At 59.9% G+C, this 26,320-nt stretch carries 27 protein-coding genes; 6 read left to right on the top strand and 21 right to left on the bottom strand.

The window, feature by feature from the left end:
* Positions 1-14: 14 nt before the first annotated feature.
* A complete protein-coding gene (locus GGQ85_RS06480; RefSeq protein ID WP_309773845.1) occupies positions 15-755 on the bottom strand; it encodes a competence/damage-inducible protein A in 741 nt (246 codons plus the stop codon).
* Positions 756-947: 192 nt separating this feature from the next.
* The gene (locus tag GGQ85_RS06475) at positions 948-1,247 is read right to left on the bottom strand and encodes an usg protein (protein ID WP_309773844.1); all 300 of its coding nucleotides are present in this window, start codon (positions 1,245-1,247) and stop codon (positions 948-950) included.
* Positions 1,248-1,647: 400 nt separating this feature from the next.
* Here GGQ85_RS06475 and groES point away from each other — a divergent pair, with 400 nt between their 5' ends.
* Together groES and groL are read left to right on the top strand one after the other, a co-directional pair.
* Positions 1,648-1,965, top strand: a complete 318-nt coding sequence (gene groES, locus GGQ85_RS06470; protein ID WP_079447228.1) for a co-chaperone GroES — start codon at positions 1,648-1,650, stop codon at positions 1,963-1,965.
* Positions 1,966-2,005: 40 nt separating this feature from the next.
* Complete coding sequence (gene groL, locus GGQ85_RS06465; protein ID WP_079447229.1) at positions 2,006-3,649, top strand: chaperonin GroEL; 1,644 nt, start codon at positions 2,006-2,008, stop codon at positions 3,647-3,649.
* Between the two features lie 209 nt (positions 3,650-3,858).
* On the opposite strand, the gene GGQ85_RS06460 is transcribed toward groL, so the two are convergent.
* The 6 genes from GGQ85_RS06460 to GGQ85_RS06435 form a co-directional block, all read right to left on the bottom strand.
* A complete protein-coding gene (locus GGQ85_RS06460) occupies positions 3,859-4,242 on the bottom strand; it encodes a hypothetical protein (protein ID WP_309773843.1) in 384 nt (127 codons plus the stop codon).
* Positions 4,243-4,604: 362 nt separating this feature from the next.
* Positions 4,605-5,468, bottom strand: a complete 864-nt coding sequence (locus GGQ85_RS06455) for a hypothetical protein (RefSeq protein ID WP_309773842.1) — start codon at positions 5,466-5,468, stop codon at positions 4,605-4,607.
* A 9-nt stretch (positions 5,469-5,477) separates the two neighbouring features.
* Positions 5,478-6,305, bottom strand: a complete 828-nt coding sequence (locus GGQ85_RS06450; RefSeq protein ID WP_309773841.1) for a hypothetical protein — start codon at positions 6,303-6,305, stop codon at positions 5,478-5,480.
* Positions 6,306-7,175: 870 nt separating this feature from the next.
* Positions 7,176-7,769 (bottom strand): DUF4142 domain-containing protein, encoded by a 594-nt coding sequence (locus GGQ85_RS06445; protein WP_309773840.1) that lies wholly within the window; start codon positions 7,767-7,769, stop codon positions 7,176-7,178.
* A 192-nt stretch (positions 7,770-7,961) separates the two neighbouring features.
* The gene (locus tag GGQ85_RS06440) at positions 7,962-9,458 is read right to left on the bottom strand and encodes a glycosyltransferase family 39 protein (RefSeq protein ID WP_309773839.1); all 1,497 of its coding nucleotides are present in this window, start codon (positions 9,456-9,458) and stop codon (positions 7,962-7,964) included.
* 7 nt (positions 9,459-9,465) lie between these two features.
* Entirely contained in the window at positions 9,466-10,596 is a 1,131-nt protein-coding gene (locus GGQ85_RS06435) for a glycosyltransferase (RefSeq protein ID WP_309773838.1), read from the bottom strand.
* Between the two features lie 272 nt (positions 10,597-10,868).
* On the opposite strand from GGQ85_RS06435, the gene GGQ85_RS06430 reads away from it, so the two are divergent.
* Both GGQ85_RS06430 and bcsS read left to right on the top strand, forming a co-directional pair.
* Positions 10,869-11,672: a DUF72 domain-containing protein gene (locus tag GGQ85_RS06430; RefSeq protein WP_309773837.1), complete on the top strand. Its 804-nt coding sequence runs from the start codon at positions 10,869-10,871 to the stop codon at positions 11,670-11,672.
* A gap of 148 nt (positions 11,673-11,820) precedes the next feature.
* Positions 11,821-12,546 carry a cellulose biosynthesis protein BcsS gene (bcsS, locus tag GGQ85_RS06425; RefSeq protein WP_309773836.1) on the top strand — a complete coding sequence of 242 codons (726 nt, stop codon included), beginning with the start codon at positions 11,821-11,823 and terminating at the stop codon, positions 12,544-12,546.
* An 18-nt stretch (positions 12,547-12,564) separates the two neighbouring features.
* Here the strand turns inward: bcsS and GGQ85_RS06420 are convergent, their stop codons facing one another.
* The 12 genes from GGQ85_RS06420 to GGQ85_RS06365 all read right to left on the bottom strand — a co-directional run bounded on the left by GGQ85_RS06420 (position 12,565) and on the right by GGQ85_RS06365 (position 23,406).
* A complete protein-coding gene (locus GGQ85_RS06420; RefSeq protein WP_309773835.1) occupies positions 12,565-13,722 on the bottom strand; it encodes an ABC transporter permease in 1,158 nt (385 codons plus the stop codon).
* Positions 13,719-14,663, bottom strand: a complete 945-nt coding sequence (locus GGQ85_RS06415) for an ABC transporter ATP-binding protein (RefSeq protein ID WP_079447239.1) — start codon at positions 14,661-14,663, stop codon at positions 13,719-13,721. Before GGQ85_RS06415 ends, GGQ85_RS06420 begins: the two co-directional genes overlap by 4 nt.
* Positions 14,660-15,448, bottom strand: coding sequence for an HlyD family secretion protein (locus GGQ85_RS06410; RefSeq protein WP_079447240.1), 789 nt, complete (start codon positions 15,446-15,448; stop codon positions 14,660-14,662). Before GGQ85_RS06410 ends, GGQ85_RS06415 begins: the two co-directional genes overlap by 4 nt.
* Positions 15,445-16,167: a TetR/AcrR family transcriptional regulator gene (locus tag GGQ85_RS06405; RefSeq protein ID WP_309773834.1), complete on the bottom strand. Its 723-nt coding sequence runs from the start codon at positions 16,165-16,167 to the stop codon at positions 15,445-15,447. Before GGQ85_RS06405 ends, GGQ85_RS06410 begins: the two co-directional genes overlap by 4 nt.
* A 308-nt stretch (positions 16,168-16,475) precedes the next feature.
* Complete coding sequence (locus GGQ85_RS06400) at positions 16,476-18,080, bottom strand: NTP transferase domain-containing protein (RefSeq protein ID WP_309773833.1); 1,605 nt, start codon at positions 18,078-18,080, stop codon at positions 16,476-16,478.
* Positions 18,077-18,769 (bottom strand): XdhC family protein, encoded by a 693-nt coding sequence (locus GGQ85_RS06395; protein ID WP_309773832.1) that lies wholly within the window; start codon positions 18,767-18,769, stop codon positions 18,077-18,079. The genes GGQ85_RS06400 and GGQ85_RS06395 overlap by 4 nt, the downstream gene beginning before the upstream one ends.
* Positions 18,770-19,004: 235 nt before the next feature.
* Complete coding sequence (locus GGQ85_RS06390) at positions 19,005-19,328, bottom strand: XdhC family protein (protein ID WP_079447244.1); 324 nt, start codon at positions 19,326-19,328, stop codon at positions 19,005-19,007.
* On the bottom strand, positions 19,312-20,541 hold the full coding sequence (locus GGQ85_RS06385; RefSeq protein ID WP_309773831.1) for a vWA domain-containing protein: 1,230 nt from the start codon (positions 20,539-20,541) through the stop codon (positions 19,312-19,314). Before GGQ85_RS06385 ends, GGQ85_RS06390 begins: the two co-directional genes overlap by 17 nt.
* Positions 20,542-20,554: 13 nt before the next feature.
* Positions 20,555-21,460, bottom strand: coding sequence for an AAA family ATPase (locus tag GGQ85_RS06380; RefSeq protein ID WP_309773830.1), 906 nt, complete (start codon positions 21,458-21,460; stop codon positions 20,555-20,557).
* A gap of 33 nt (positions 21,461-21,493) precedes the next feature.
* A complete protein-coding gene (locus tag GGQ85_RS06375; protein WP_309773829.1) occupies positions 21,494-22,300 on the bottom strand; it encodes an FAD binding domain-containing protein in 807 nt (268 codons plus the stop codon).
* A gap of 44 nt (positions 22,301-22,344) precedes the next feature.
* Positions 22,345-22,830, bottom strand: a complete 486-nt coding sequence (locus GGQ85_RS06370) for a (2Fe-2S)-binding protein (protein ID WP_309773828.1) — start codon at positions 22,828-22,830, stop codon at positions 22,345-22,347.
* Positions 22,831-22,959: 129 nt separating this feature from the next.
* Entirely contained in the window at positions 22,960-23,406 is a 447-nt protein-coding gene (locus GGQ85_RS06365; RefSeq protein WP_309773827.1) for an SRPBCC family protein, read from the bottom strand.
* Positions 23,407-23,585: 179 nt separating this feature from the next.
* Here GGQ85_RS06365 and pcaD point away from each other — a divergent pair, with 179 nt between their 5' ends.
* Positions 23,586-24,368 (top strand): 3-oxoadipate enol-lactonase, encoded by a 783-nt coding sequence (gene pcaD, locus GGQ85_RS06360; RefSeq protein WP_309773826.1) that lies wholly within the window; start codon positions 23,586-23,588, stop codon positions 24,366-24,368.
* A gap of 53 nt (positions 24,369-24,421) precedes the next feature.
* Here the strand turns inward: pcaD and GGQ85_RS06355 are convergent, their stop codons facing one another.
* Positions 24,422-24,949, bottom strand: a complete 528-nt coding sequence (locus GGQ85_RS06355) for a hypothetical protein (protein ID WP_309773825.1) — start codon at positions 24,947-24,949, stop codon at positions 24,422-24,424.
* 453 nt (positions 24,950-25,402) lie between these two features.
* On the opposite strand from GGQ85_RS06355, the gene GGQ85_RS06350 reads away from it, so the two are divergent.
* The gene (locus tag GGQ85_RS06350; protein WP_079447250.1) at positions 25,403-26,317 is read left to right on the top strand and encodes an ABC transporter permease subunit; all 915 of its coding nucleotides are present in this window, start codon (positions 25,403-25,405) and stop codon (positions 26,315-26,317) included.
* Positions 26,318-26,320: the final 3 nt, after the last annotated feature.

The raw sequence follows: 26,320 nt of genomic DNA, 5'->3' as shown, positions 1-26,320 counted from the left end.
AACCGATGGGTCATTTACTGAGGCACTTTGAGTGCCGTCAGCATCGTTCTGATTGCGTCCATTGCCGCCGTCAGCTTGGCCTGATCGCGGGATCGCACCACAAGGCTCGTGTTCGGCTTGCCGTTTTCGTCGAGGAAGGGATAACTGCCGATGGTGGTGTCCGGGTGCGCCTCGGCGATCTCGCGCAGCGGCGTGCCGATGTCACCTTCCCGGCAATTGCCGCGCACCGATTCCGACAGCATCCGCTCGCCCACCTGAAGCGACGGCGCGACGATATCCATCATCGCTTGCATGATCGATGGCACTCCCGCCATGACAATGACGTTGCCGATCCTGAAACCGGGCGCCAGAATGGTTGCGCTCTGAATCGGTTCGGACCCCCGGGGAAGCCGCGCCATCCGCAGCCGCGCCTCATTCAACTCGCCGGGCTTCTGGTAACGCTCCTTGAAACGCGCCACCACCTCGGGATGATAATCGATGCTAACGTCCAAGGCTTTCGCGATACTGTCGGCGGTGATGTCGTCATGCGTGGGGCCGATGCCACCGGTCGTGAAGACGTAGGTGTAACGCGCGCGAAGCGCATTCAACGCCGCGACGATATCGGACTCATTGTCGGCAACGATGCGTACCTCCTTGAGGTCAATTCCGATATTGGTCAGGTATTCCGCAATGAATCCGATGTTCTTGTCCTTCGTCCGGCCGGACAGGATTTCGTCTCCGATCACTAAAACGCCCGCGGTGACAATATCACCCATCACCTCTCCTCGCCGTCAGCAGGTACTTGTCCCTCGCCCGGAACCTGCCGCTTCATGGCGAACCCGCCGCATCATTGCGGGAGCGTACGGCGCGCATTCGGGATCATCACATGACGCGCAGCCGCGCCAGCGTCAAGACGTGCGCCTTGACTGCGCAACAACAGAGGCCGCAGCGCTCCATCGTCAAGGCCCTCAATGCAGACAGAACACGCCATCCACCGCGCGCAATTCAGCAGGCTTGATCAGCCTCGAATGCGCGACCGTCACCAAAACCAGCGGTCCATCGAGTTGCTTCTCCCAAAAAGCGAGGAAGTCGCACAGCACCGGAAATTTCGGAAACATGTCGTAATTCTGCCAGACGTAGCTCTGCAATAACCACTGGCGATCGGGGCGGCGGTACAGGATCTCGGCCGTCGTCAGGCCATAGCCGAGCACTTGCTTACGAAAATCATCCGAAACGCCGCGGGACTGCACGTCATGCTTCGTGACCATCTCAACCTCCTTGAAGGCTGCGCTATCGGCGAAGTGACGGGCCGGTTCCCCGATAACGCTCCATTCCTCCGTAATCCGCGGTCTGGACTGGTTTTGATGCGCGGATCATCTGGAAAATGTGACATACGAAGCCGGAATCACAAATGAAAAAAATAAAGAAACCAGCAATTAACCAAGTTCTAGCAGCAGCTTACTGCATCTGCTAACAATGCTCTGCACGGTGGGTTAAATTGACGACCAGGCGCTGGCAGTCTCCATCTTTGATTGCTTAAAAAATACGTCTCGGACCCTTGCCCACATCCTGCACCGGGCTTATGTCCTGTCCGGTTAGCTAGCACTCGCTTGTGTTGACTGCTAAAACTCAGAACATCCCAAATTTTCAATATCTTAGGAGGACTGCATGAAATTCCGTCCGCTTCACGACCGCGTCGTGGTCAAGCGCATCGACGCTGAAGAGAAGACCGCAGGCGGCATTATCATTCCCGACACGGCCAAGGAAAAGCCCTCGCAGGGCGAGGTCGTAGCCGTCGGCCCCGGCGGCCGCGACGAGTCCGGCAAGCTGATCCCCATCGATCTCAAGGTCGGCGACAAGGTGCTGTTCGGCAAGTGGTCCGGCACCGAGGTGAAGATCGACGGCCAGGATCTTCTCATCATGAAGGAGTCCGACATCATGGGCGTCCTCACCGACGCCGCGCCTGCCAAGAAAAAGGCCGCCTGAGCGCCATCCCCTTCAAAATCATTCAAAGGAAATATCCAATATGTCAGCCAAAGATGTCAAATTCGGCGTCGAAGCTCGCGACAAGATGCTGCGCGGCGTGGACATTCTCGCCAACGCGGTGAAGGTGACACTCGGTCCGAAGGGCCGCAACGTGGTGCTCGAAAAGTCATTTGGCGCGCCCCGCATCACCAAGGACGGCGTCACCGTCGCCAAGGAAATCGAGCTTGACGACAAGTTCGAGAACATGGGCGCGCAGATGGTGCGCGAAGTCGCCTCCAAGTCTGCTGACGCGGCCGGTGACGGCACCACCACCGCGACGGTTCTGGCCCAGGCGATCGTGAGGGAAGGCGCCAAGTCGGTCGCCGCCGGCATGAACCCGATGGACCTGAAGCGCGGCATTGATCTGGCCGTCGACGCCGTGGTCGCTGACCTCGTCCGGAATTCCAAGAAGGTCACCTCGAACGAAGAAATCGCCCAGGTCGGCACCATCTCGGCCAACGGCGATTCCGAAATCGGCAAATTCCTCGCCGACGCCATGAAGAAGGTCGGCAACGAGGGCGTCATCACGGTTGAAGAAGCCAAGTCGCTCGAGACCGAACTCGACGTCGTCGAGGGCATGCAGTTCGACCGCGGCTACATCTCCCCCTACTTCGTCACCAATGCCGAAAAGATGCGCGTTGAGATGGACGACGCCTACATCCTTATCAACGAGAAGAAGCTCTCCTCGCTGAACGAGCTGCTGCCGCTGCTCGAGGCCGTGGTGCAGACCGGCAAGCCGCTGGTGATCGTCGCCGAAGACGTCGAAGGCGAAGCGCTTGCGACGCTGGTGGTCAACCGCCTGCGCGGCGGCCTCAAGGTCGCGGCCGTCAAGGCTCCGGGCTTCGGCGACCGCCGCAAGGCCATGCTGCAGGACATCGCCATTCTGACCGGCGGTCAGGCGATCAGCGAAGATCTCGGCATCAAGCTCGAGAACGTCACGCTGCAGATGCTCGGCCGCGCCAAGAAGGTGATGATCGACAAGGAAAACACCACGATCGTCAACGGCTCCGGCAAGAAGGCTGACATTGAGGCGCGCGTGGCGCAGATCAAGGCGCAGATCGAGGAGACCACCTCGGACTACGACCGCGAGAAGCTGCAGGAGCGTCTGGCCAAACTCGCCGGCGGCGTCGCGGTGATCCGCGTCGGCGGCGCGACCGAGGTCGAGGTGAAGGAGCGCAAGGATCGCGTGGATGACGCGATGCATGCGACCCGCGCGGCCGTCGAGGAAGGCATCGTACCGGGCGGCGGCGTCGCCCTGCTCCGTGCTTCCGAGCAGCTCAAGCGCATCAAGACTCAGAACGACGACCAGAAGACCGGCGTCGAGATCGTGCGCAAGGCGTTGTCCGCGCCGGCCCGCCAGATCGCGATCAACGCAGGCGAAGACGGTAGCGTCATCGTCGGCAAGATCCTCGAGAAGGAGCAGTATTCGCACGGCTTCGACTCGCAGACCGGCGAATACGGCAACCTGATCTCCAAGGGCATCATCGACCCGACCAAGGTCGTTCGCACTGCGATCCAGAACGCGGCTTCGGTCGCGGCGCTGCTGATCACCACGGAGGCGATGGTCGCCGAGCTGCCGAAGAAGAACACCGCTGCCCCGGCGATGCCGGGCGGCGGCGGCGGCATGGGCGGCATGGATTTCTGACGCACAGCGTCAGAAATCGCCGCCCCTGAATTATATATGCTGAAAGCCGGGCAAGCCCGGCTTTCAGTGGCGGCATGGATTTCCGATCCACGCTTCTCAGTCAGTTACGAAATGCAAAACCCCGGCAGCGATGCCGGGGTTTTTGTTTGCGGTACAAACCCGCGAATTTGTCTGGCCCGACTTTTTTATACGCGCGCGAGGTGTGACGCTTACCGCCAGCGGTTCACAATCGCCAACGCACCCCACGATCCCAGCACCGCGGCGGCCATGGTACCGGCCAGCGAGATAGCCATCACGGCCCCTCCCAAAGCCGCGAGCGACGACCCATCCATAAACGGGCTGAGGATCATGACCATTATCATGCCGCCAACCTGGGCAGCCACAAACGTCCCGAGAAATGAGGAAATGATATTGACGATCCAGCCGAGCGCGCCCCGCCTTTTCGTCCATGCCTCGTGGATCGCGACGGCCAGCGCCGCAACAAAGACAGCCAGCGCGATCACCATCGGCCCGCCGACACTCGACAGCGGAATCGCGTCGCTGACGTAAAGCAGCAGGATGCCGACCACGGCGATGAACAGGATGTATGGCATGACGTTCGTTTCGGTTTCCCTTGGCTAACAGTGTCTCATATGAGTCCGCCGACGGGCGTCACGGGTTCAGCCCACGCACCGGCAAAACCGATCAAACATGCCCAACGTGTTGTTCGGGCCATCCACGCCTCCGTGGCCTGCTCTTCACCATCAAAAGGATGGTCGCCAAACTGCCGAAGAAGAATACCCTGCCCCTACGATGCTGGGCGGGGGCATGGATTTCTGAGGAGGTCCGTCATTCCGGGCGCGGTACGGCATTCTCAGGCGATGCTCTTGCATCGCCCATGCCGCTCCGCAGACCCGGAATCTCGCTCAACGCGAATACGAAAATGCAAAACCCCAGCAGCAATGCCGGGGTTGAATTACCTAGCTTTCCTTACAGCACCAATTGCCTCAACGACTTTTTTGCCGCCAACAAGTGCCGCCACGGCTGTCGTTCCCACCACCATGTTTGCTCCCGCCCACCCTAGGGCAGCAACACCGCCAACGAGAACTGGCAACCGAATTGCCCAGTCCGCAATCTCGGAGGCATTGCTTTGCAGCCAACCATTCAGCTGCTTCCCAACTATGACAACTGCATTCTCCGCATTGGCTAGAAGTTGACCGTCATGCGGGTGCTTCGAATACTGCGATAATAGGTTAGCAATCCGATCAAACCCTTCCGCAAAAATCTCAAGAAGCTCCACCTCTTTCTTTTGTCTCGCAATAGTGTCCGGATGGTTCGCAGGCTCTGCTGCAATTCGCACAATTTCGTCACGGGCCATCCGTGCTAGCGATACTGCTAGCTGAGAGATTTCGACATGATCTCTGGATAGGCTTGAAATAGGATCGGATATTAAAGATCTCAGGCCCTTCCCAAAATCTGTTGCAGCATCCACATCGCGCAATCTGTCATTTGAAAGCTCGACAATCACACCAAGCGCTGCGAGAAAATTCTGTAATTTTGGATTGCGTTTGTCGCGAACGACGGTAGTGAAAAAGCTAGAGCCAAGTCCCGCTCTTTGGGCTAACTCGGGGTTGGCAATATCAAGAACAAAGGACGCGTTCTTTGCAATGGCCCAGAATCGCTTGGCTTCATTACCATAGTAGCCGCGCGAAACTATCGCTTTGATAGATTCAGCTTCTCTACGTAATTCTGTCACCCTTGCGATTTGATCTGTTTGATCGTTTCGCAAGCGCGTGAGGTGAGGCCCTCCAAACTGGAGACCGCCGTTAAGCTCAGACATCGGCCACCTCTATTCGATTGTTTCGATAGGTTTAGTGATCGCTGACTGCAATTGCGCAAGCGAACCCTTTTGGCCGGCCTTGAATATGTTCCATGCCTTGACGATAACCGCAGCGCGAGTCAGCTCGTGTATACGACCATTGTTGTTTGCCTTCTGCGAATGAAGAAGGGCCTGCATGGTGTCAATGATTTGATATTTTCCGTTCCGCTGACCACTCAACCACGCTCTCACAAAATCATGAGCCTTTGTCGTGTCGCTCTTTGCAAACTTGTAAATAAGGGCCGCTATCTGACCCGCAGGATGAGCGTACTGCTGATTGACGGTTCTTCCCTCTTTCAAAAAGGGTTCAATGTCGGGATATCTATCGCGAACCAAATCTAGCACAAATTCTGGACGCAGAGTTTCGCGATTGTACGGATTGGTATCTAGCAGGTACGCCCAGCGAACTGCTGCAGCTAAGGTAGAAGCGTATTTGTAGCCTGCTATATGGAGCACGTCCGCTGGATTGCGGGGCTTCCCTATGTCCATCCTGCCGAAAAGTGAAGAATCGATATTAAAGACGACGTGCGTTGTGAATGACTTATTCGCCCTTACACATGCAGCTAATCGATTTTGTCCATCTAGCAAACGACCGTCCGGCGCAAACTTTATGGTGTCGCCTGTCACCCCCCAGCGTTTTCCCGACATATCGGATGCAAATTGCTGCACCTTATTCGGTTTGGGCGGTCTATTTCCCTCATTGCGTTCTTCTAACAAGATTTCCGCCGATGCAGGATCGATTGTAATGATCCGGCTGGTTTGCGGCGGATTCTTGAGAAACTTCTCTATCTCTTTCAATCCCTCTCTCGTCATAAAAATTCTCCAAATAGTACATGGTGAGTACACAAAATCGGTATGTACAAAGCTTTGTACTTCTCTTACGAAAGTCAAGACTCCAAAAGCAAGGATCCAGAGCTATTGACAAACTTGGACTATAAGATTATATTCCTATTCGTCCCGTCCCACTTAAGAGGGGCGGCTCGCGATCGTCACGATACGCGGGGCGGGATGCGGTGGACGCGGCAGCGTCGGACCGGAGGCATAAGGTCTTGAGAGCGCGAGCCCAGAGCAAGAACGCTTTCCTCACTGAGGGGCGTTTGAACTTCGGAAGCCGCGCTGAGAAGACCGGACCTTCGGTTGACGACCACGCTGTGCGATGCGGCCGGGGCGGAGATGCGCCTCACTGACATCGCTTCGCGCGTCGGCCCAAGTCGCGTGCTCCCGGCGTGATGCCTCACGCCATAGCATGGCACGGCAACGCAACGCCTTCTCTACGATGAGGCGGAGCCAGCCCGTCCACGACAACGGTGGGTAACAAAGGATCTCCCACCGGGGGACATGCGAAGCAAGCCGAAAAAACCGTCGCGCGCGGAACGCCGGATGAAGCCGGTGTGACCGTGGTGACTACGCTCGTGTGCTTTTCACTTTCGCACACGAGGCCGCGGGTGCATCGGGCACCCGGCGTTCCGCGCGCCCTCTTCTTCGATGGCGCGAATGAGGAACACCTCAAGCGCGTGTCTTCGATGGCGCGAACTTGAGAATTAACACGACGGCGTCCCCGCGCCGATAAACAACAGGGGCGATGACGCGTGTCTGGCCGCGCGCACATCGCACGCGCGGCGCTGCTTACACAACAATCAAACGCAACATGCGAGGCGGTCGTGCCGCCTACTTGCGGTCCATCCGCATCGGCGCGGGCGCCGTTTTCGAACTACCGACCGTCGAACGCCGATCCTCATTCATCTTGATTGCCATGACGAGGTGGCTCTTGAGCGTCTCCAGTGTCTTGCCGGCCCAGTTCTTCAGATTGGCGTTATCGCCGCTCTTGGAATAGCGCTCGAATAGCGACACCGCGTCTTCATGGGCATCGACCTGCATCGGATCGTAGAGTGCGGCAAATTCCTGAGGTGTCGCGACTCTGAGCTTGTCGAGCTTGCTTTGCGCGGAACTGTCGAGCGCGGTCGGCAACTCAGCCTTCAGGTCGCCGCTTTTCACCATACCCTTGAGGTCGTTCGAGGTCTGGGTGTGATCGGCGATCACTCGTTCGGCAAATTTCTTTTCCGCATCATTGCCCTTTAGCTGCGCGATCTTGGCGGCCTCGATTTCCAGCATGTCGCTGGTTGCGACCTCCTTGACGAAATCGGCCGTGGACGGCGCGACGCCGAGCACGGAGTTGACGCCGGTTCTTTCGCTGATGGACTGAGCAGATACCACTCCGGTCAGCATGGTGGTGGCGGCGAGAGCGATCAGAATCTTTTTCATGTCGCGAATCCTTTTTGGTTGTGTGGAACAGCCCCCGCTCGGCCGCAGGACAATCGCGGTTCCGGAGCGCTCGTTAAGCGACAACGGCTGGCACACAACCGGGTTCCGACGCTGCCAACAGGTTTGTTGGTTGCATATCCTCTCGATCTTTCAGATCGAGGCAGCCGCCCGGCCACCTGTAACTGAATTCAGCTACTTCAATTCCGGCGGCAGTGGCGCGAGCACATCGCCCTTGGGCTCCGCTACCACGTCGATCTGGAAGGTTTCGATCGTCAGCGGCCCGCGTTTGCGTTCGAGGGTCGCGACCTTCTCGACGTGATTGAAAGACTGCGCGACGCGCGGCCAGTTGGCCGATCCGTCATCGACATAAAGCAGCCTGCCAGTGAGTTGGTCCGCATTTGGCAGCGGAGCGTTGATCCAGCGGATGCGCTCGAAATGCTGCGCCACGCAAGTGCCCTTCGGCAGATAAAAACGAAGCCAGCTCGTTACGCCATAACCCTGAGCGAGCACGCAGCGCGCGCCGCTTTTCGCGCGCATCGCCTCAATCTCCGCGGCAAGCTCTGGAAAACCAACGCCAACGCTACGCACCGAAGCATCGCGCCGATAGCCCGAGAGAACGCCAGTGTTCACCTGCACCACCAGCGCCACAAACATCCCAACACCCACCGGCAGCGCCCAGCGCCGGCAGGCATCTGCGAAGCGCCTACCACGCGACTGCCAGCGCACGACATCGGAAGCCACCGCCGCCGCGATCGCCAGCGCCGGATAGATCGGTCCGAACCAGTTGGCCTCGACGCGACCATGCAACGAATGCCAGACAAAATAGACCGTCAGCGTCCACACCATCGCATTGATCAGCACTCGCGCCGCCAGCGTGCCCTCGCCGCGTTTCGCCAATGCAAACAGCCCCATCGCGGCGAGACCGAACACCGGCGGCGTCGCGAAGGCGATCTGCGTCGGGATCAACTCAATGATATAGCGAAGGGTCAATTGGTCGACACGCGCGCGGCCGAACTGCTTGGCGAACGACACCCAATGGTGTTCGGCGTTCCAGATCAGGACAGGCGAAAAGATCGCCAGCGCCACCAGACCCCCGAGATAAGGCCACGGCGTCCGCAGCCAGCGCCGCAGCTCCGGCACGGCCAACAGCCAGATCAGAATCACCGGACCGAAGACCAGCGCGGTGTATTTCGACAGCAGGGCCGCGCCGACGGCTGCCCCCACCCCGAGCCACCAGGCCCCGCGCCCGGTCACTAACAGCTTCGCGAGACACAGCAGCACGAAACTCGATGCCACCATCAGCGGCGCGTCCGGAGTCACGATCACGGTTCCCGCAGCAACCATCAACATGAGGTTGAGAAAAACGACTGCCGACGCCGCCGCGCGCGCACTGTCGAACAGCAGCACCGTTGTGCGGTAGACCGCAAAGCTCATCGGCAGCGCCAACAGGACCGACACCAGCCGGACGCCGAATTCGGTATCGCCAGCGATCATGGTGCCGAGGCGGATCACGACCGCCACCATCGGCGGATGATCGTAGTAGCCTCCGGCCAGATGCTTCGACCACGTCCAATAATAGGCTTCGTCGAATGTCAGCGGCGTCAGCGCCGCGCAGACGAGCCGCAACGCCACCAGCGCAAGGACTGTGAGAACAACGGCGCGGACGGACCGCGTCTCGGCCGGATGCATCGCCCTGCTATCGCTTGCGCCAGACGAATAGGCTGGATACCGCGTAATTCCAGACCACGCCCATCAGCGCGCCGGCCGCGCCTGCCAGCCACCAGATCGGCTTCTGATCGTAGACCGAAAATGCAACGCCGACATTGGCGAGCAGGCCGACGCTGCACACGAGATAGAAAACGAGGAGGCCGCGCAAGATCCCGAGCCCTTTCAGGCGCAGGTCGCGATAGGTCAGGAAATTGTTGAACAGGAAATTGCTGGTCATCGCCAGGATCGCGCCGAAGGCCTGGGAGTGCGGAAACGGCCATCCCAACACTTCGAGCGCGACAAACAGACCAGCGAAATGGACGACGACACCGACCGATCCCACCAGCGCGAACAGCAGAAACCGCAGCGATACCGCGTCATGCGTCAGCTTCGCCAGTACGAGGCCCAGAAAGTCGAGCGCGACCATCGAATCCAGCTTGCTCTCGCCGTGCAACCGCGAGCCGAAGGTGTAGGGAATCTCTCTGACACGCAATGCGCCGCGCGCAGTTGCGATCACATCAAGCAGGATCTTGAAGCCCTGGGTTGAAAGCTCAGGCGCAAGCTGTTCGAAGCGGTCGCGGCGGATCATGAAAAAGCCGCTCATGGGATCGGCGATTTCGATGCGCAGCAACTTCTTCGCGACCGAGGTTGCCAGCATGCTGAAGCCTGCGCGCTGCTTGTCGAAGCTGTCGGCACTGCCGCCTTCGATGTAGCGGCTGCCGACGACGAGGTCGACGACGTTGCTTTCCAGAAGCGCGAGCATTTCCGGCAGCCGGGTTTCATCGTGCTGAAGGTCGGCATCCATCACCGCGGCGCACGGCGCGCTCGATGCCAGAATGCCCTCGATGCATGCGCCGGACAACCCGCGCCGGCCGATGCGCCGGATACAGCGAACACGCGGATCCGCCGCAGCCAGCTCGCGCACCACGTCCGAAGTTCCGTCCGGGGAATTGTCATCGACATAGATGACCTCCCACGCAATTCCCTTCAGCGCAGCGGACAGTTTTCCGTACAGCGCAACCACGTTGTCGCGCTCGTTGAAGGTGGGCACGACAACCGAAAGCTGACGCGGCATTCCGGTTGATAGCTCGACCGGCTCTGGTCTCATGGCTTCATTCATGGCGCCAGCATATATCTGTGGCGACCGCCGATGCCAAGATGAGCGCATCAAGGTAGCCGGCGTGAAGCCCTAACAGGCGCGAGCCGGGAATCCTGCTAAAAGCCGGAAATGTATGGAAACAGACCGAAGTCAACGACCACGAACAACGGAGCGCGCGTACATCCGGCGCAACCCAGTTATCCCGTGGTCGTTCCGGCGACGGAGCGGGCTTCAACATCGCCGTTGTCATTAAGGTAGGTACGGTCGGAACATCCGCAAGAGGCAGGTCCCATATGATGGGCAAAGCAGGCAATATCTACGTCGGAATCGGCGGCTGGACTTTCGCCCCTTGGCGAGGCGCTTTCTACCCGGACAAGCTGGCGCAAGCGAAGGAGCTGACATACGCCGCCTCCAGGCTCACCTCGATCGAGATCAACGGCACCTATTACGGATCGCAGAAGCCCGAAAGCTTTCGCAAATGGGCGCGGGAGGTGCCGGATGGTTTTATATTCTCTCTGAAGGGTCCGCGTTTCACCACCAATCGCCGGGTGCTGGCCGAAGCCGGCGATTCGGTAAAACGTTTCTATGATTCGGGCGTGCTGGAACTGGGGGACCGGCTCGGACCGGTGCTGTGGCAGTTTGCGCCGACCAAGACTTTCGACGAGTCCGATTTCGGCAAGTTTCTCGAAGTCTTGCCGAAGAAGCTGGACGGACGTGCGCTGCGGCATGTGGTCGAAGTTCGCCACGACAGCTTCTGCACACCGGCCTTCATTTCGCTCCTTCGGCAGTTCCAAGTGCCGGTCGTATTCGCCGAACACGGCAAGTATCCGGCGATCGCCGATACCGTCGCGGATTTCGTCTATGCGCGCCTGCAAAGAGGCAGCGACGAGATCAAGACTTGCTATCCTCCGAAGCAGCTCGATGCCTGGGCGAAGCGCTTTCAATGCTGGGCCACAGGGGGCGAACCCGACGATCTGCCGCGCGTGGGCGAGGCCCAGCCGAAGAAAGTGGCGCGCGACGTGTTCGCCTACGTGATCCACGAAGGGAAGGTCCGCGCACCTGCGGGCGCGATGGAATTGATCGCACGGTTGAGGTGACGAAGAACGGTTGGTTAAAAAAACCTTGAGGGTGTTTCCATATTGTTCCCTACGCGACTGCCTGCCCGCCTGCTATCAGTAGTTGTACGTATGGGCGTTTGGGGCTTGTGGGGGCTCGGGTACGTTGGGGAACGTGCGCGCATTTGGCATGGCCGCCTTATTGGTGTGGGCGGCCGTTGGTCGGTCAATGGCCCAGCCTGCGGTAACCCCGCCGCTGACCGATAATCTCAGCGGTGGCTCCAGACCCGAACGATTCCTGTTTTTCAGCGGCATTGATCTCTGGAGCAACGGACTGGCCGGCTACAACGGAATGCTGCTGGCGCCGAAAGGTGACTTGAACAACGATGGTTTTCTGGTTCGTTTGTTTATGTCCGACAATCTCGAACGGTACGACACTGCGACGCAGCGCTTCACCACCAACATCTTCCGCGCCTCGGCTCTGCCCGGCTGGCGGACCAAGCGCGGTGACCTCGAGATCAGGGTGTTTGCCGGTCCAACCCTGGAAATTCGTGGGGTCAAACCCGACGTTCAAACCGGCAAGCTGAGCGGAAGCCGCTTCGGCGGCCAGTTAGCGAGCGAGCTATGGTGGGAGCCCACGCCAGCGATGATGGTGGCTGCTTCCGGCGCGATCACCACCATCTACTCGGTGTATAGCGCCCGCGCCGCGGCCGGCTGGCGTTTGTTCGACCGGTTCTGGATCGGACCCGAAGTCTCCGTATCCACCGATCGGTTCAGCACCCAATACCGGATCGGCACGCACCTCACGGGCTTCAAGACGGGGATGCTGGAATGGTCGGTCGGCGCCGGCTTGGTGGAAGACAGTTTCGACCGCAGTGGCATCTACGGGCGCGTCAGCGCTTTGCTTCGAAAGTGATGTTTCCATTAGCCTCGGCTAATCCAGCGTGCGGCGGAATCGTGTCACCGCGATCGCCATGGCCACCAGCATCAGCGCCAGCAACGCGAGCGTGTCGTACTTCAGGTTTTGCATGGTCGCGCCCTTCAGCATGATGGCGCGGACAATCCTGACATAGTGCGTCAGTGGCAGGCACTCCCCGACACGCTGCGCCCACACGGGCATACCGGCGAAGGGAAACATGAAACCGGACAACAGGATGCTTGGCAGGAAGAACATCATCGACATCTGCATGGCCTGGAGCTGATTCTGCACGATGGTCGAGAATGTGTATCCGACGGCGAGATTGGTTGTGATGAACAAAGTCGAGAGCAACGCCAACAACGTCAGGCTACCATAGACGGGGACGCCGAACAGCAGCACGCCGATGCCGATGATCAGGGTTGCTTGAATAAATCCGACCAGCACGTAAGGCAAGATCTTGCCGATCATCACCTCGACCGGCGTGATCGGCATCGACAGCAGGCTCTCCATGGTACCCCGTTCGATCTCGCGCGTGACCGACAAGGCCGTGAAAATCAGCATGGTCATGGTGAGAATGGTGCCGACGAGCCCGGGCACAATGTTCAGCCGCGACGACGCCGCCGGATTGTACCGCGCATGCGCCCGGATTTCGAATGGCGGATCGGGTGGATCGCCAATATGCAGATCATGCGCGAGCGCGGTCTGCACGACCGGGCCGAGTGCGCTCAACGCAGAACCTGCGGCGACGGGATCGGTGGCATCAGCGGCAACCAGCAGCGCCGGACGATCACCACGCCGCACCCCGCGCTCGAAGCCACGCGGAATCTCGACACCGAACAGCACCGTGCCGGATTTCAGGAGATTGTCGAAGGTATCGACGTCATGCACCTCCTGCGTGAAACGGAAATAGGACGTATTTTCCAATGCCTTCAGAATCGAGCGCGCGAGGTCGCTGTCTTCCTGCAGCAGAACCGCGGTCGGAAGATGGCGCGGCGTGGTGTTGATCGCATAGCCGAACAGCATGAGCTGCATCACCGGAATCATCACGATCATCGCGAACGATACCCGGTCGCGCCGAAGCTGGATAAACTCTTTCACCAGCATGGCGTAGCTGCGCCGCCAGAAGCCGAACGGCATTTCCCTTTCGGCGGAATGGTCATTCGCGGCACTCATTGGAAATTATCCTTCGAACGACTCATCAGTTCGATGAACACGTCCTCCAGTGATGGCTCGCTCTGCTGCCAATGCAGATCGCCACGACTGCGATAGGCCGCGATCGTCTGTTCGAGGGCGGCCTTGTCGCGGCCGGAGACATGTAAACTGGTACCGAACGGCGCGGCCATGTCGATGCCCGGCTTGCCTGCGAGCTCGGCCGACAGCCCATTGAGGTCGCCGCCCGTGACTGTGTAGGTGGTGAGCGCCGATTTCGCGATCACATCATCTACGGTGCCATGCGCAAGCAGATGACCGTAGGCGATATAGGCGATCTCGTGACAGCGTTCGGCCTCGTCCATGTAGTGGGTGGAGACCAGTACCGTCAGACCGTCCGCAGCCAACGCGTGAATCTCATTCCAGAACTCACGCCGCGCCTTCGGATCGACACCGGCGGTCGGCTCATCGAGCAATAGAAGTTGCGGGTTCGGCAGCGTACAGGCGCCAAGCGCGAGGCGCTGCTTCCAGCCACCGGACAATTCACCCGCAAGCTGCTCCTCGCGGCCGTTAAGACCGAGCCGCTTGATCATGGCCCGCGCCGCGCCGGGCGCACCGCGAATGCCGTAGAGCCGTGCAACGAACTCCAGGTTTTCGCGCACCGACAGATCCTGATACAGGCTGAAACGCTGGGTCATGTAGCCGACCCGGCGCTTGATCTTGTCGGCATCGCGGCGGATATCGTAGCCGAGGCAGGTACCCTCGCCGCTATCGGGCGTCAGCAGTCCGCAGAGCATGCGGATGGTGGTGGTCTTGCCCGACCCGTTGGGGCCGAGGAAGCCGTAGATCATTCCGCGCTTTACCTGCATGGACAGGTCGTGCACGACCTCGCGGCCGTTGAACGATTTCGATAGGCCGGAAACCTCGATCGCGATGTCGGACGCTTTCACGGCTGCCTGGATCATGGTGCTACCCCTCCGGGTGGCGCGGCGTCGATCTGCACGGTGACCGGCTGCCCGACGCGGAGACTGTCCGGCCTGGTGGGCCGCGCCTGAACCAGGAACACCAGCTTATTGCGCTCCTCGAGACTGTAAATCACCGGCGGTGTGTATTCGGCCTGAGTGGCGATGAAATAGATCTTTGCCGTCAGATCGGGCGCACAGTTGTCACAGGTGATGTGAACATCCTGCCCGATCCTGAGTTTCGGTAAATCCGGCTCCGACACGAAAAACCGGACCTTCATGTTACCCGGCGGCATGATCGACAGCACCGGCCGTTGCGCCGGCGTCATCTCGCCTTCGCGGAAATAGATTTGCTGTATGGTCCCTGCGACCGGCGCAAAGCCCTTGCGCCGCGACAGCCGCGTCTGCGAGGTGTTGACCCGCGCCTCGGCGACACGCAACGCCGAGACGGCGGAATCCAGCGTCGCCTGCGTACCGGCCCCGGTTTTCCTCAGCGAGGCCGCACGATCGTAAGTCTGCTGCGCATTCGCCAGCGTCGCTTTGTTCTGATTGAGATCAGCCTGTTGCAGGTCATCGTCGACCGAATAGAGCTGCGCGCCGACCTCGACAGCGTCGCCCTCGCGCACATTCAGTTTGGTGACGCGACCACTCTCGTCGGGACTCACAAAAATCATATCGGCCTCGACCCAGCCCTGATAGCCGGGCGGCAGCTTCTGGCCGCAGCCGGCAACGAGAACCGCCAGCGCCAACGCGGTGCCGGCACGCGCGACTGTACGCAGCGCGGTCATGAAGCTCTCCGTTCGCCAAAGATCAGATCGAGATGGACCTTCAACATTGCCACAGCATCGAGCGGCGCATGCCGGCCGAACAGGCCTTGCCACATCACGGCGACCATGGCAGGCGCAATGACGATCTGGGGGAAGTCGGCAAGGCGCGCATTGCGGATTTCTCCGCGCTCGATGCCGTATTCGATCAGCTTGCGCATGCCCGCGAGGCCACGCGAAACGACTTCGCGAAAGTAGAAGTCGGCGAGCGACGGAAAGCGCGTGCCCTCCGCCATGATCAAGCGAACAATATCGCCGCGCTTGGTTTCGGCAACGTCGCGGACAAAAGTCTCAGCGAAGCGTTCAAGGATCTCGCGTACCGATCCGCCAGCGGCAGGCACGGTCATCAGATTTCCGATCAGCGGCACGAGCGCCGTGCGCACAAGCTCCTGGAACAGCGCCTCCTTGTCCTTGAAGTGCAGATAGATGGTACCCTTGGCGACGCCTGCCCGCTTTGCCACGTCGTCCAGACGGGTTGCGGCAAAACCACGCGCGGTGAATTCATCGAGTCCCGCCGCGATGATCGCCGCGCGTCGCTGCGCTGCGCGTGCTGCGCGGTTCGGGGGGTTAGCCGCCCTGCCCGTCTGCGAGGAAGTCGTCGCACCGACTGTGCTTGTGGCAGATCGGCCTTTGGCGGAGTTCGCAGTGGCGGCGTTTCGTCGTTTGGTTTTTGCAGCTTTCATCAGATTATTATGACTGACCAGTCAGTCATAATAAAGATAAAACTTTGCCCCGGGCAGTCAATCCGCCGTGATGTGACCTATCTGTCTGAACTAGTTTGCAAATCTAGAGAAGCCGAAGTGCCGGAGGACCCGGCCTGGAGCGGAAATCTCATTGATGCATCGCAAGCAAACCGGATTGAAAGCGGGACCGCACCGCTTTGCAGCGTCGATGCGTCCTGAACAGTTCTCCGATGCAGGTCGTGGGCCTGACGTCGCCCGTCAGCACCCTCTCTGAAGTCCGGACAGCGCGCCGGTCCAGGAGCTCATTGTCAGCCGCGTTGAACCGCCGCCAATGCTTGAGGCGTATCTATGTCGAAGAAGGCGCCGTGAGCATCGACTGAGACTTCCGCCACCGCCTCGGCGTGACGCGCGAGCAGATGGCACGCGCCGACGTCACCTTCGAGCGACATCAGTTCGCCGAAAAAGCGCCGCGACCACAAGACCGGATTGCCGCGCCTGCCGTCGCTGACAGGGACGGCTATTAGCATACCCCGATCCGGAGCAAACGCTGCGATCAGCCGATCGAGGAGTTGCGCATCGACCAGCGGCATGTCGCCGAGACAGATCAAGGCGCCGCCGGCCTCTTTAGGAACCGTGCTGATACCGGTTCTGACCGAGCCGGCAAGACCCGCAGAGAAATCCGGATTGTACACAAAGGTAACGTTGAGCCCCCGCAGTGCGCGCTCGACCTCCCTTGCTTCATGGCCGGTTACGACCGTAACGCTCGATGCTTTTGACGCCAGCACCTGCTCGGTCACGATACGGACCAGCGGCTTGCCGTTCAGCTCCGCCAAAAGCTTGTTGGGGCCGCCCATGCGGGTTGATCGCCCTGCGGCGAGGACCACCGCTGCAATATTGCTGTTGGTGTCGGTCGCAGGCGAGATACGCGGTTGCGGTCGCGTCACGATTTCCATCAGCAGGCCGCCGACTCCCATGCCGGTCAGATCACGTCGCGCGACCTTCAATCCGGCGAGCAGCCGCATCAGTACCCAATCGAACCCGTTCTCAACGGGAGACCGCGCGCAACCCGGGGCACCCAGCACCGGCACACCACGCGCTTTTCCGATCAGAAGCAAGTTGCCCGGATCGACCGGCATACCAAAATGTTGGACCACGCCGCCCGCATCGGTGAGGGCCGCGGGAATGACATCGCGGCGATCCGCAATCGCGGATGCACCGAATACGATAACCAGCTCGGCGCCGAGATCGAGTATCTCCGTGATCGCCGCCGACAGTACGGTTTGGTCATGCGTCACGCGACGATCGGCGATGATCGTCGCACCCGCTGGCGCGATACGCTCGGCGGTGACGCGCAATGTCTTGTCGATCACCTTCGGCGCAAGGCCAGGGAGCATGGTCGAGACAATGCCAACGCGCTTGATGCTGTAAGGCGCAACCCGCAACACACCACCGCCTGCCGCCGCAATCGCGGCATCGCGCAGCTTCGCTTCAACGCCGAACGGAATCAGCTTGACGGTGGCGATCATTTCGCCTTGGACTACCGGCTTGTAGGCCGAAAGCGTCGCAAAGGTGATCGCTTCGTCGACATTGTTGATGCGGTTGACGGCCACGCGATCGATCACCAGCACGCCGGCCCGCGACGCGAACAGATTAGCCCGGCCGGTAAACGCCCGTTCTACCGTGACACCATCGCCGGCAACCGCTTTCGCGACATCCGCCGCCGCCACGTCCTCCGATACATCTCCATCATCGAGGCGAACGACGACAACCTCCTTCACACCTGCCCTGTTGAGCGCCTCGACCTCCACTGGCCCGATAATGGTGCCCTTCTTGAGTACAAACGTACCCTGCCGCAAGGTATGAACGGTGACACCGCCGATGGCGTCGTCCGGGGTAGCGGGACCAAATTTCATGCCGCGCTCGCTTTCGGCAGCCGTAGCTGCGCCGTGATTTCCGCCATGATGGCCACGGCGATCTCGGAGGGCGAAATCGCGCCGATCTCCAAGCCGATGGGTGCGTGGATGCGCTCGATGTCGGCACTAGAAATGTTTTGTGCTTTCAGGCGGAGGGCACGCTGAACGTGGGTCTTCCGCGAACCCAATGCCCCGATATAGAAGCAATCGCACTTCAGCCCGTGCAATAACGCAGGATCGTCGATCTTCGGATCGTGAGTTACAGCAACGAAGGCTGTATAATGATCCATGTTAAGCGGCGGCAGTGCAACGTCCGGCCATTCGGCGATCAGCGTCACGTCCGGAAACCGCTCAGGACTTGCAAATGCGGAGCGCGGATCGACCACGGTGACATCATAGCCGAGCGAACGCGCCAGCGGCGCCAGCGCCTGACTGATGTGAACCGCGCCGACGATCACAAGCTTGGCGGTCGGCGCATAGACGTTCAGGAACAGCTTCCGGCCCGCGACTTCAATGGTGCCGCTCTTGCCCATACGCAGATGTCGTTCCAATTCGATATGCAAAGGATCGCTGGCAATGTCAGCGGCGTTTATAAGGCGCTGCTCGCCATTATCGATATCGGTCACCACGATCACCGGCCTCCGCGCGGCCCGCTCGATATTGATCGCTGAAAGTGTGGCAAGCTTCACGACAAACGCCTGAGACCGAGATCGTAAACATCCACAGCCCCCCGTTCGAACTCGGAAAACAGGGGTACTCTCGCACTACAAGACTAGTGGAGTGGATTTGACATTTGGTGCCCACCTTAGGCGAGCCCACGAACCAAATGTCAGAATCGGACCACTAGTGCCCTTTCGATCGAAGTCCCCGGATGGGCCTCCCATCATATCCCATCATAACGGAAGAAACTTTACACCAATGACACTAAACGACTTTCTCAACAAAGATGCGGATCCTGCCCCCGCATGAGAGGCCGACAGTCCACGCGGTCTCATCCGCGACACCAAACTCCAGCATCCTGGGCGCCCCACTGGAGATCACGTCCAGCGCCTCGGTCACCACGGTGCCTTCGACGCAGCCGCCCGAGACCGAGCCCAGAAACGTGCCGTCTTCGTTGATGACGAGACTCGAACCGGCTGGACGCGGTGCAGAGCCCCAGGTTTCAACGACCGTTGCCAGCGCGACGCCCTTGCCCGCTCTCCTCCAGTTTTCCGCCGCCCTCAGAATGTCTTCATCGCGATCCAGCATGATGCCACTCGTTCAAGCTGCGGGACGGAGGGACCACGGCCGTTGGTCTCGGCGCCCGGGAAAGCGCAGCAACTAGCCCCTCGATAGATGACAAACTATGCACCGGACGAAATTCGTCAACGTGCGGCAGCATCATCTTAATTCCTTGCGCCTTGGGCTTAAAGCCGTCATAGCGCAATAGCGGGTTGAGCCAGATCAACCGACGGCAGGATCGGTGCAGCCGATCCATCTCGAACGCTAGTTTGGAGTCGGCTTCCCGCTCCAGCCCATCGGTGATCAGCAGTACAATAGCGCCCTGCGCCAGCACGCGCCGGCCCCACAGCTTGTTGAAGTTGTGCAGCGAGGTCGCGATCCGCGTTCCCCCCGCCCAGTCCTCCACCACCGAGGAACAAGCGGCCAGCGCCTCGTCGGGATCGCGCGCACGCAACGCGCGCGTCACATTAGTCAACCGCGTTCCGAACAGAAAGACCGAAACGCGCTTACGCTCATTTGTGAGACTATGGAGAAAATGCAAAAATAGTCGCGTATATTCGCTCATCGAGCCTGAGATATCGAGCAGGGCTACGATCGGCGCCGACTTGCCGGCCCTGCCGAGGCGATGAATATCGACGATCTCGCCCCCGGTGCGTAGGCCGCCGCGCAGCGTGCGGCGCAGATCCAGCGACGATCCTCGTGAATCGGGCCGGGTGCGTCGCGTGCGCAGCTTGGCTTGCGGCAGTTCCATCTTCGCGATCAGCTGCATCACTTCGGCCATCTCGGCTGCGCTCATCTGGGCGAAATCCTTCCTTTGCAGCACCTCGCGGTCGGAGACAGAAGGCCGGATCTCATGCTCCCGCGGCATCTCGCGCTCACCCGTGATCGCAGGCTGCGACAATGCCTCGAGAACGCGCCGAGACGCAGACGGCGGCGGTTTCCTGGCCTGGTCCGGCAGCGGGACCGAGTCCAGCATGTTGTTCCGTTGCTCCGCGATACGAAAAAAAAGCTCGAAGGCTTGGGCGAATATCAGCGCATGTTCGTGGCGAGTCAGCAAAACCGCCTGAAGCGTACTGAAAACGTCCGCGCGATTGCCGATGTCGATCAAGCGCAATGCGTTCAGCGCGTCGATGACGGCGGCCGAACCCACGGGAAGACCGGAGGCGCGCAGCGTGCGGGCGAAGCCGATAACGTTGTCCGCGATACGGCCGGTCGGCGAATCGAGATGATGGATGGCCATGCGAATCCTGCTTTTATTGGTTGCTGGCGGCTTCCTTCAATAGGTTTTGCAAAGCGTCGCCCTGCATCCGGCCGATATCATCCTGATATTTCAAGAGTGCGCCGATGGTATCGCCGACGACCTGCGGCGTCAGCAAACGGGTATCGAGCTCGGTCAGCGCCGTCGCCCAGTCGATGGTCTCGGCGACGCCCGGATTCTTGTAGAAATCCCGGTTGCGCAGCGCCTGCACAAAGCCGACGACCTGTTGCGACAATGCGGCGGAGATACCTGCTACCCGTGATCGGACGATCGCAAGTTCGCGCTCGGCGGAAGGGTAGTCCACCCAGTGATAGAGACAGCGGCGCTTCAACGCATCATGAACTTCACGCGTCCTGTTCGAAGTCACGATAACGATCGGCGGTGTCACCGCCTTGACGGTGCCGGATTCGGGGATCGTCACTTGGAAATCACTGAGGATTTCCAAAAGAAAGGCTTCGAAAGCTTCGTCGGCGCGATCGAGTTCGTCAATCAGGAGTACCGGCGGGCCGCCGACATCCGGCTCCAGGGCCTGGAGCAACGGCCGCTTGATCAAATATCTCTCGGCAAAGATGTCGCTGGAAAGCTGCTCGCGATCAGTATCACCCGCCGCTTCGGCCAGCCGAATTGCAATCATCTGAGCGTGGCTGTTCCACTCATAGACGGCGGAGGCAACATCCAATCCTTCGTAACATTGCAGTCGAATCAGCCTGCGGCCCAGTGCAGCCGATAGCACTTTCGCGATCTCGGTCTTGCCGACGCCTGCCTCGCCTTCGACAAACAGCGGCCGCGCCATGCGTAGCGAAAGAAACACGACAGTCGCCAAGGAACGCTCGGCGAAATAGCCATGCTTCGCCAGCAGAGCGAGCGTTGCATCGACGGAAGATGGCAGTACCGCCTTCATGATATCTGGCCCAGCGCGGCGAGCATCCGCATGTCATGCCTTACCGTTCGCGCCATCGACTGCTCGCCGCGCAAGCACACCGATCAGATGCGCGCGATATTCCGCGCTGCCGTGCAAGTCGCTGTTGAGGCCGTCGGGGGAAACGCACAGCCCCTCGAGCGATTTTGTTGTGAAGCTTTTTTTCAGAGCTTCTTCGAACGCCGCCAAGCGGAACACGCCGTCGGCCCCGGCGCCCGTAACGGCGACACGCACATCCGGCGGCCGCTCGGCAACGAACACGCCCACCAAAGCGTAGCGGGAGGCCTGATTGTGAAATTTCTGATAGGCTGCCTTCTTCGGCAGCGGAAACATCACCTGGGTGATGATCTCATCCGCGTCCAGCGCGGTGGAGAACATTCCCTGGAAATAGTCATCTGATTTCAGACGGCGCTTGTTGGTGACGATGGTGGCGCCGAGCGCCAGACAGGCCGCCGGATAATCGGCAGTGGGATCGTTGTTGGCCAGCGAGCCCCCGATGGTACCTTTGTGGCGCACAGCGGGATCGCCGATCATCCCGGCGAGTTCGGCGAGCGCCGGGATAGCCTCGCCCACGATCGGCGAGTCAGCGACATCGGCGTGCTTCGCGGTCGCACCTATCACCAGCAGGCCCTCCCTCATCTCGATGCTATCAAGACCTTCGATATGCGTAAGATCGATCAGATGTGCGGGGCTTGCGAGCCGCTGCTTCATGACCGGCACCAGCGTGTGGCCGCCCGCGATCAACATGGCGTCCTCGCTCTCGGCCAGGAGGTTGACAGCCTGCTGCAAGGTCGCCGGTCGATGATACTTGAATTCGTACATCGCTCAGGTTCTCTGGTCTCGTCTCGCGGCGTGTAACTCCAAGCTCATGCGAGATCCGATTTGGCCATCGCCATCGCGCCGGCCGCAATCGATGTGACGATATTCTGATAGCCGGTGCAGCGGCAGAGGTTGCCCTCCAGTTCCTCGCGAATGGTACGATCGTCAAGATCGTAACCCTTGCGGCGGACCATATCGATCGCGGTCATAATCATGCCCGGTGTGCAGAAGCCGCATTGCAAGCCGTGATGCTCGCGGAACGCTTCCTGCATCGGATGCAGCGAGGCCCCGTCAGCTGTGAGACCTTCGATGGTCTTGATCTCGTGCCCATCGGCCATCACCGCCAGCGTAGTGCATGACTTCACCGCTTTCCCATCGAGATGCACAATGCAAGCGCCACACTGCGAGGTATCGCATCCGACATGGGTGCCGGTGAGGTGCAGGTTCTCGCGCAGGAACTGCACCAGCAGCGTGCGGGGATCGATATCGGCAGTGGCCGGCCTGCCGTTCACGATCAACGAAATCTTGGCCATTTGACACTCTCTACGGTCGCACGTCGGAAGGTCGTTCTTCACAATACACGATATGAGCGATGCCGATAATGGGTTCATACACGGCAACGCCGGTCACGCCGAAGCGGATCTTTAGGCTCTGAACCGCCTTTACCCCTGAACGACTTCGGCGAAGTTCGCGAAAAATCGGTCGGCCAGCTTTTTGGCCGTACCGCCGATCAACCGCTGACCCAGTTGCGCCAGCTTGCCACCGGTTTGCGCCGCGGCTTCGTATTTCAGAAGTGTGCCGCCATTGTGATCGACCAGCACCACGGTTGCTTCACCCTTTGCAAATCCGGCGACGCCGCCCTCCCCCTCACCTGCAATCTTGTATCCGTTCGGCGGGTCGAGATCGCTAAGAGTCACCTTGCCCTTGAAGCGGGCGGATACCGGACCGATTTTCATCCTGGCGACAGCATGGAATTGGTTCGCGTCGGTCTTGATCAAGTCCTCGCAACCGGGAATGCAGGCTTTCAAGACCTCGGGATCGTTGAGCTTGGCCCACACACGATCGCGAGAGGCTGCGAGCTCGACTTCGCCGCTCATTGTCATCGCCATGAGCTTGCCTCCTTGATCGGCGGCCACACTGTTCGAAAGCGCTCACCCCTGACGTAGAGTACGACGGCCGCAAAAGAAAGAGGACAGCGGTGGAGAGCTCACGCATAAGCGTGGCGATTTTCGATGGTGAAACCGATCGCTCCCGACTAAAACGCTTGAGTCTGGCAGGAGAAACGACAATGCCCATGATCGATGCCGACGGCTGCCTGCTGAATGTTTCCGTCGACGGGCGCGACAGCGGCCCGACGCTGATGCTGTCGAACGCACTCGGCTGCACGCTGCAGATGTGGGAGCCGCAGATGGCGACGCTGTCGAAGCTGTTCCGAATCGTCCGCTATGACCGGCGCGGCCACGGCAAGTCCGGTGCACCACCCGGCCCCTATTCGATGGAGCGCTTTGGCCGGGATGTGCTGGCAATTCTGGACGACCTCAACATCGCAAGAGCGCACTGGTGCGGATTATCCATGGGCGGCATGGTCGGCCAATGGCTCGGAGCAAATGCGCCGGAGCGGTTCGACCGGATCATTCTCGCCAATACGAACTGCTACTATCCCGATCCGACCAATTGGCACGCCCGCATCAAGGCAGTGAAGGATGGCGGTCTCGCTGCAATCGCCGATACCGTAATCAGCGGCTGGCTGACCGCAAGCTTTCGCGAACGCGAACCTCAGGTCACGGCGAAGATTAAAGCCATGCTGAGCGCCTCTCCGGTGGAGGGTTACATCGCCTGCTGTCAGGCGTTGAGTACCCTGGATCAGCGCGCGTTGCTGCCGCGCATCAAAAGCCCTACGCTCGTCATCGCCGGACGGCACGACTTGTCGACGCCTGTCGCGGCCGGTGAATACATCCGCAGCCAGATTCCCTCCGCCAGCATGACCATCCTCGACGCCGCACATATCTCTAACGTCGAACAATCACACGCTTTCACAGAGGCAGTGGCCGGCTTCCTGATGCAGCAGTAGTCAAATGAACGCCCTGCAACCGATCATGCGGTCAAGGAAACCAGCACGATCGTTCAGGAACTGGCATTGGTTGAAGGACAGACTTCCGGTTGCGAAGGCCATCGTCTCACCGGCGGCGGATCGCGCTGGAACGGCGGCTCGGCCGCCATCAGGATGGCACCGCCAAGTAGCAATAGCAGTTCGGTCGCATGCAGGCGCACCGCGGCCATTTCGCCTACTCGTGACGCCATCACCATGCTGGCGAAGGCGATGAGGCTGCCGATGCCGAGCGCGAGCGCGAGTACCTCATCGAAGCTGCCTGACTTCCGGACCGAAGCGCGCGTGGTCATCACCAGGAACACCGCGAAGAACGCGACGACGGTCATCTTGCCGAGCGCCAGGAGCCAGGCCAAACGCACAAGGTCCATCGCCGCGAAATGGAGGTGGTCGCTGAGAAACAATGCGACCGACACATTGGCCAGGTCGTAAAGTCCGTGCACCGGCGACGCCACGATCTTGAAAGCGACGAAGGTCCAGGCAGGAACGAAATAGAGCGCCAGCAACGCTCCGTTGACGGTGCTGATGCGCCAGGAATTGGTCATGCGCCATCCCGCTAATCGCGTGGCCGCCGCGTCGGGAACCAGCGCGGCCTTGGTGATTAACGTCGGGTAAACCGAGCGGCGCAACGGAAACCCTTTGTTTACCTTAACAGTCCCGCCAGCCCTGTGGACAACGCCGACGCGAACGGAGGCACAATCCGGCCGCATCGATTGGATTTCGGGAGACTGGGAACTCTGATTTGACGGCTTTCCAGCCGGCTTGCCGGCCAAATTGCCGTTAGACTGGCCTTTTTAACGCCCACCCGCGCGACGAGCTGCTTCCGCTGAGCAAACAACGCCGGAGAAATACACAGCCGCCGGTCCCGCTGAAATTGCCGCGGTTGCCGCCCTCGATTCCCACTGTTAGACACTGATTCAAGACGCGCCGGTCCGGCTGCCGGAGCCTAGCATCGCGTCTGATATAGTCGCATTCGGATACGCAGATCACGGCAGCGCATGGACTATTTTGCCCAGCAACTCATCAATGGCGTCGTACTCGGCTCGATCTATGGGCTGATCGCGATCGGCTATACGATGGTTTACGGCATCGTCGGCATGATCAATTTCGCTCACGGCGACATCTTCATGATCGGCGGCTTCATCGCGATGATCACCTTCCTCATCCTGATATCGTTGGGCCTCTCCGCCGTGCCGCTGATCCTGCTCGTTATGCTCCTCGTTTCAATGGCCGTTACTGCCGTGTACGGCTGGGTTGTCGAGCGCCTTGCCTATAGGCCCCTACGTCAATCGTTTCGACTCGCGCCGCTCTTGTCGGCGATCGGCATGTCGTTCGTGCTCTTCAATTTTTCTCAGGTTTCGCAAGGCGCGCAGGCCAAGCCCATTCCGCCGCTCATCACCGGCGGCTACACGCTTCACGATTCCGGAAATTTCGCAGTCCAACTATCCAATGTCCAGATCGTGGTGGTGGTTACCACCATCGTTCTGCTCGCGATCTTCAGTTTCATTGTGTCGCGCACGCGCTTCGGCCGCGATATGCGCGCGTGCGAACAGGATCAGACCATGGCGGCGCTGCTCGGCGTGAACGTCGATCGCACCATCTCAATGACCTTCGTGATCGGGGCGGCGCTCGCTGCCGTCGCCGGCATGATGTACTTGTTGTATTATGGTCTGGTTGATTTCTTCATGGGCTTCGTCGCCGGCATCAAGGCATTTACCGCCGCGGTTCTTGGCGGCATAGGTTCGCTGCCTGGCGCGATGCTCGGCGGTCTCGCGATCGGATTGATCGAGACCTTTTGGTCAGCTTACTTTTCGATCGAGTACAAGGATGTCGCCGCCTTCTCGATCCTGATCGTCGTCCTGATTTTCAGGCCGACCGGCCTGCTTGGCCGTCCCGAAGTCGAAAAAGTCTGACGG

It is taken from the genome of Nitrobacter vulgaris, from assembly GCF_031453995.1.
GTDB lineage: Bacteria > Pseudomonadota > Alphaproteobacteria > Rhizobiales > Xanthobacteraceae > Nitrobacter > Nitrobacter vulgaris.
This window is presented reverse-complemented; position numbering and strand designations above follow the sequence as displayed.

What these genes read in the sequence shown, in the direction of transcription:
- GGQ85_RS06480 (WP_309773845.1), bottom strand. Translation starts at nt 755, where the DNA reads ATGGGTGATATTGTCACCGCGGGCGTTTTAGTGATCGGAGACGAAATC.
- GGQ85_RS06475 (WP_309773844.1), bottom strand. Translation starts at nt 1,247, where the DNA reads ATGGTCACGAAGCATGACGTGCAGTCCCGCGGCGTTTCGGATGATTTT.
- groES (WP_079447228.1), top strand. Translation starts at nt 1,648, where the DNA reads ATGAAATTCCGTCCGCTTCACGACCGCGTCGTGGTCAAGCGCATCGAC.
- groL (WP_079447229.1), top strand. Translation starts at nt 2,006, where the DNA reads ATGTCAGCCAAAGATGTCAAATTCGGCGTCGAAGCTCGCGACAAGATG.
- GGQ85_RS06460 (WP_309773843.1), bottom strand. Translation starts at nt 4,242, where the DNA reads ATGCCATACATCCTGTTCATCGCCGTGGTCGGCATCCTGCTGCTTTAC.
- GGQ85_RS06455 (WP_309773842.1), bottom strand. Translation starts at nt 5,468, where the DNA reads ATGTCTGAGCTTAACGGCGGTCTCCAGTTTGGAGGGCCTCACCTCACG.
- GGQ85_RS06445 (WP_309773840.1), bottom strand. Translation starts at nt 7,769, where the DNA reads ATGAAAAAGATTCTGATCGCTCTCGCCGCCACCACCATGCTGACCGGA.
- GGQ85_RS06440 (WP_309773839.1), bottom strand. Translation starts at nt 9,458, where the DNA reads ATGCATCCGGCCGAGACGCGGTCCGTCCGCGCCGTTGTTCTCACAGTC.
- GGQ85_RS06435 (WP_309773838.1), bottom strand. Translation starts at nt 10,596, where the DNA reads ATGAATGAAGCCATGAGACCAGAGCCGGTCGAGCTATCAACCGGAATG.
- GGQ85_RS06430 (WP_309773837.1), top strand. Translation starts at nt 10,869, where the DNA reads ATGATGGGCAAAGCAGGCAATATCTACGTCGGAATCGGCGGCTGGACT.
- bcsS (WP_309773836.1), top strand. Translation starts at nt 11,821, where the DNA reads ATGGCCGCCTTATTGGTGTGGGCGGCCGTTGGTCGGTCAATGGCCCAG.
- GGQ85_RS06420 (WP_309773835.1), bottom strand. Translation starts at nt 13,722, where the DNA reads ATGAGTGCCGCGAATGACCATTCCGCCGAAAGGGAAATGCCGTTCGGC.
- GGQ85_RS06415 (WP_079447239.1), bottom strand. Translation starts at nt 14,663, where the DNA reads ATGATCCAGGCAGCCGTGAAAGCGTCCGACATCGCGATCGAGGTTTCC.
- GGQ85_RS06410 (WP_079447240.1), bottom strand. Translation starts at nt 15,448, where the DNA reads ATGACCGCGCTGCGTACAGTCGCGCGTGCCGGCACCGCGTTGGCGCTG.
- GGQ85_RS06405 (WP_309773834.1), bottom strand. Translation starts at nt 16,167, where the DNA reads ATGAAAGCTGCAAAAACCAAACGACGAAACGCCGCCACTGCGAACTCC.
- GGQ85_RS06400 (WP_309773833.1), bottom strand. Translation starts at nt 18,080, where the DNA reads ATGAAATTTGGTCCCGCTACCCCGGACGACGCCATCGGCGGTGTCACC.
- GGQ85_RS06390 (WP_079447244.1), bottom strand. Translation starts at nt 19,328, where the DNA reads ATGCTGGATCGCGATGAAGACATTCTGAGGGCGGCGGAAAACTGGAGG.
- GGQ85_RS06385 (WP_309773831.1), bottom strand. Translation starts at nt 20,541, where the DNA reads ATGGCCATCCATCATCTCGATTCGCCGACCGGCCGTATCGCGGACAAC.
- GGQ85_RS06380 (WP_309773830.1), bottom strand. Translation starts at nt 21,460, where the DNA reads ATGAAGGCGGTACTGCCATCTTCCGTCGATGCAACGCTCGCTCTGCTG.
- GGQ85_RS06375 (WP_309773829.1), bottom strand. Translation starts at nt 22,300, where the DNA reads ATGTACGAATTCAAGTATCATCGACCGGCGACCTTGCAGCAGGCTGTC.
- GGQ85_RS06370 (WP_309773828.1), bottom strand. Translation starts at nt 22,830, where the DNA reads ATGGCCAAGATTTCGTTGATCGTGAACGGCAGGCCGGCCACTGCCGAT.
- GGQ85_RS06365 (WP_309773827.1), bottom strand. Translation starts at nt 23,406, where the DNA reads ATGGCGATGACAATGAGCGGCGAAGTCGAGCTCGCAGCCTCTCGCGAT.
- pcaD (WP_309773826.1), top strand. Translation starts at nt 23,586, where the DNA reads ATGCCCATGATCGATGCCGACGGCTGCCTGCTGAATGTTTCCGTCGAC.
- GGQ85_RS06355 (WP_309773825.1), bottom strand. Translation starts at nt 24,949, where the DNA reads ATGACCAATTCCTGGCGCATCAGCACCGTCAACGGAGCGTTGCTGGCG.
- GGQ85_RS06350 (WP_079447250.1), top strand. Translation starts at nt 25,403, where the DNA reads ATGGACTATTTTGCCCAGCAACTCATCAATGGCGTCGTACTCGGCTCG.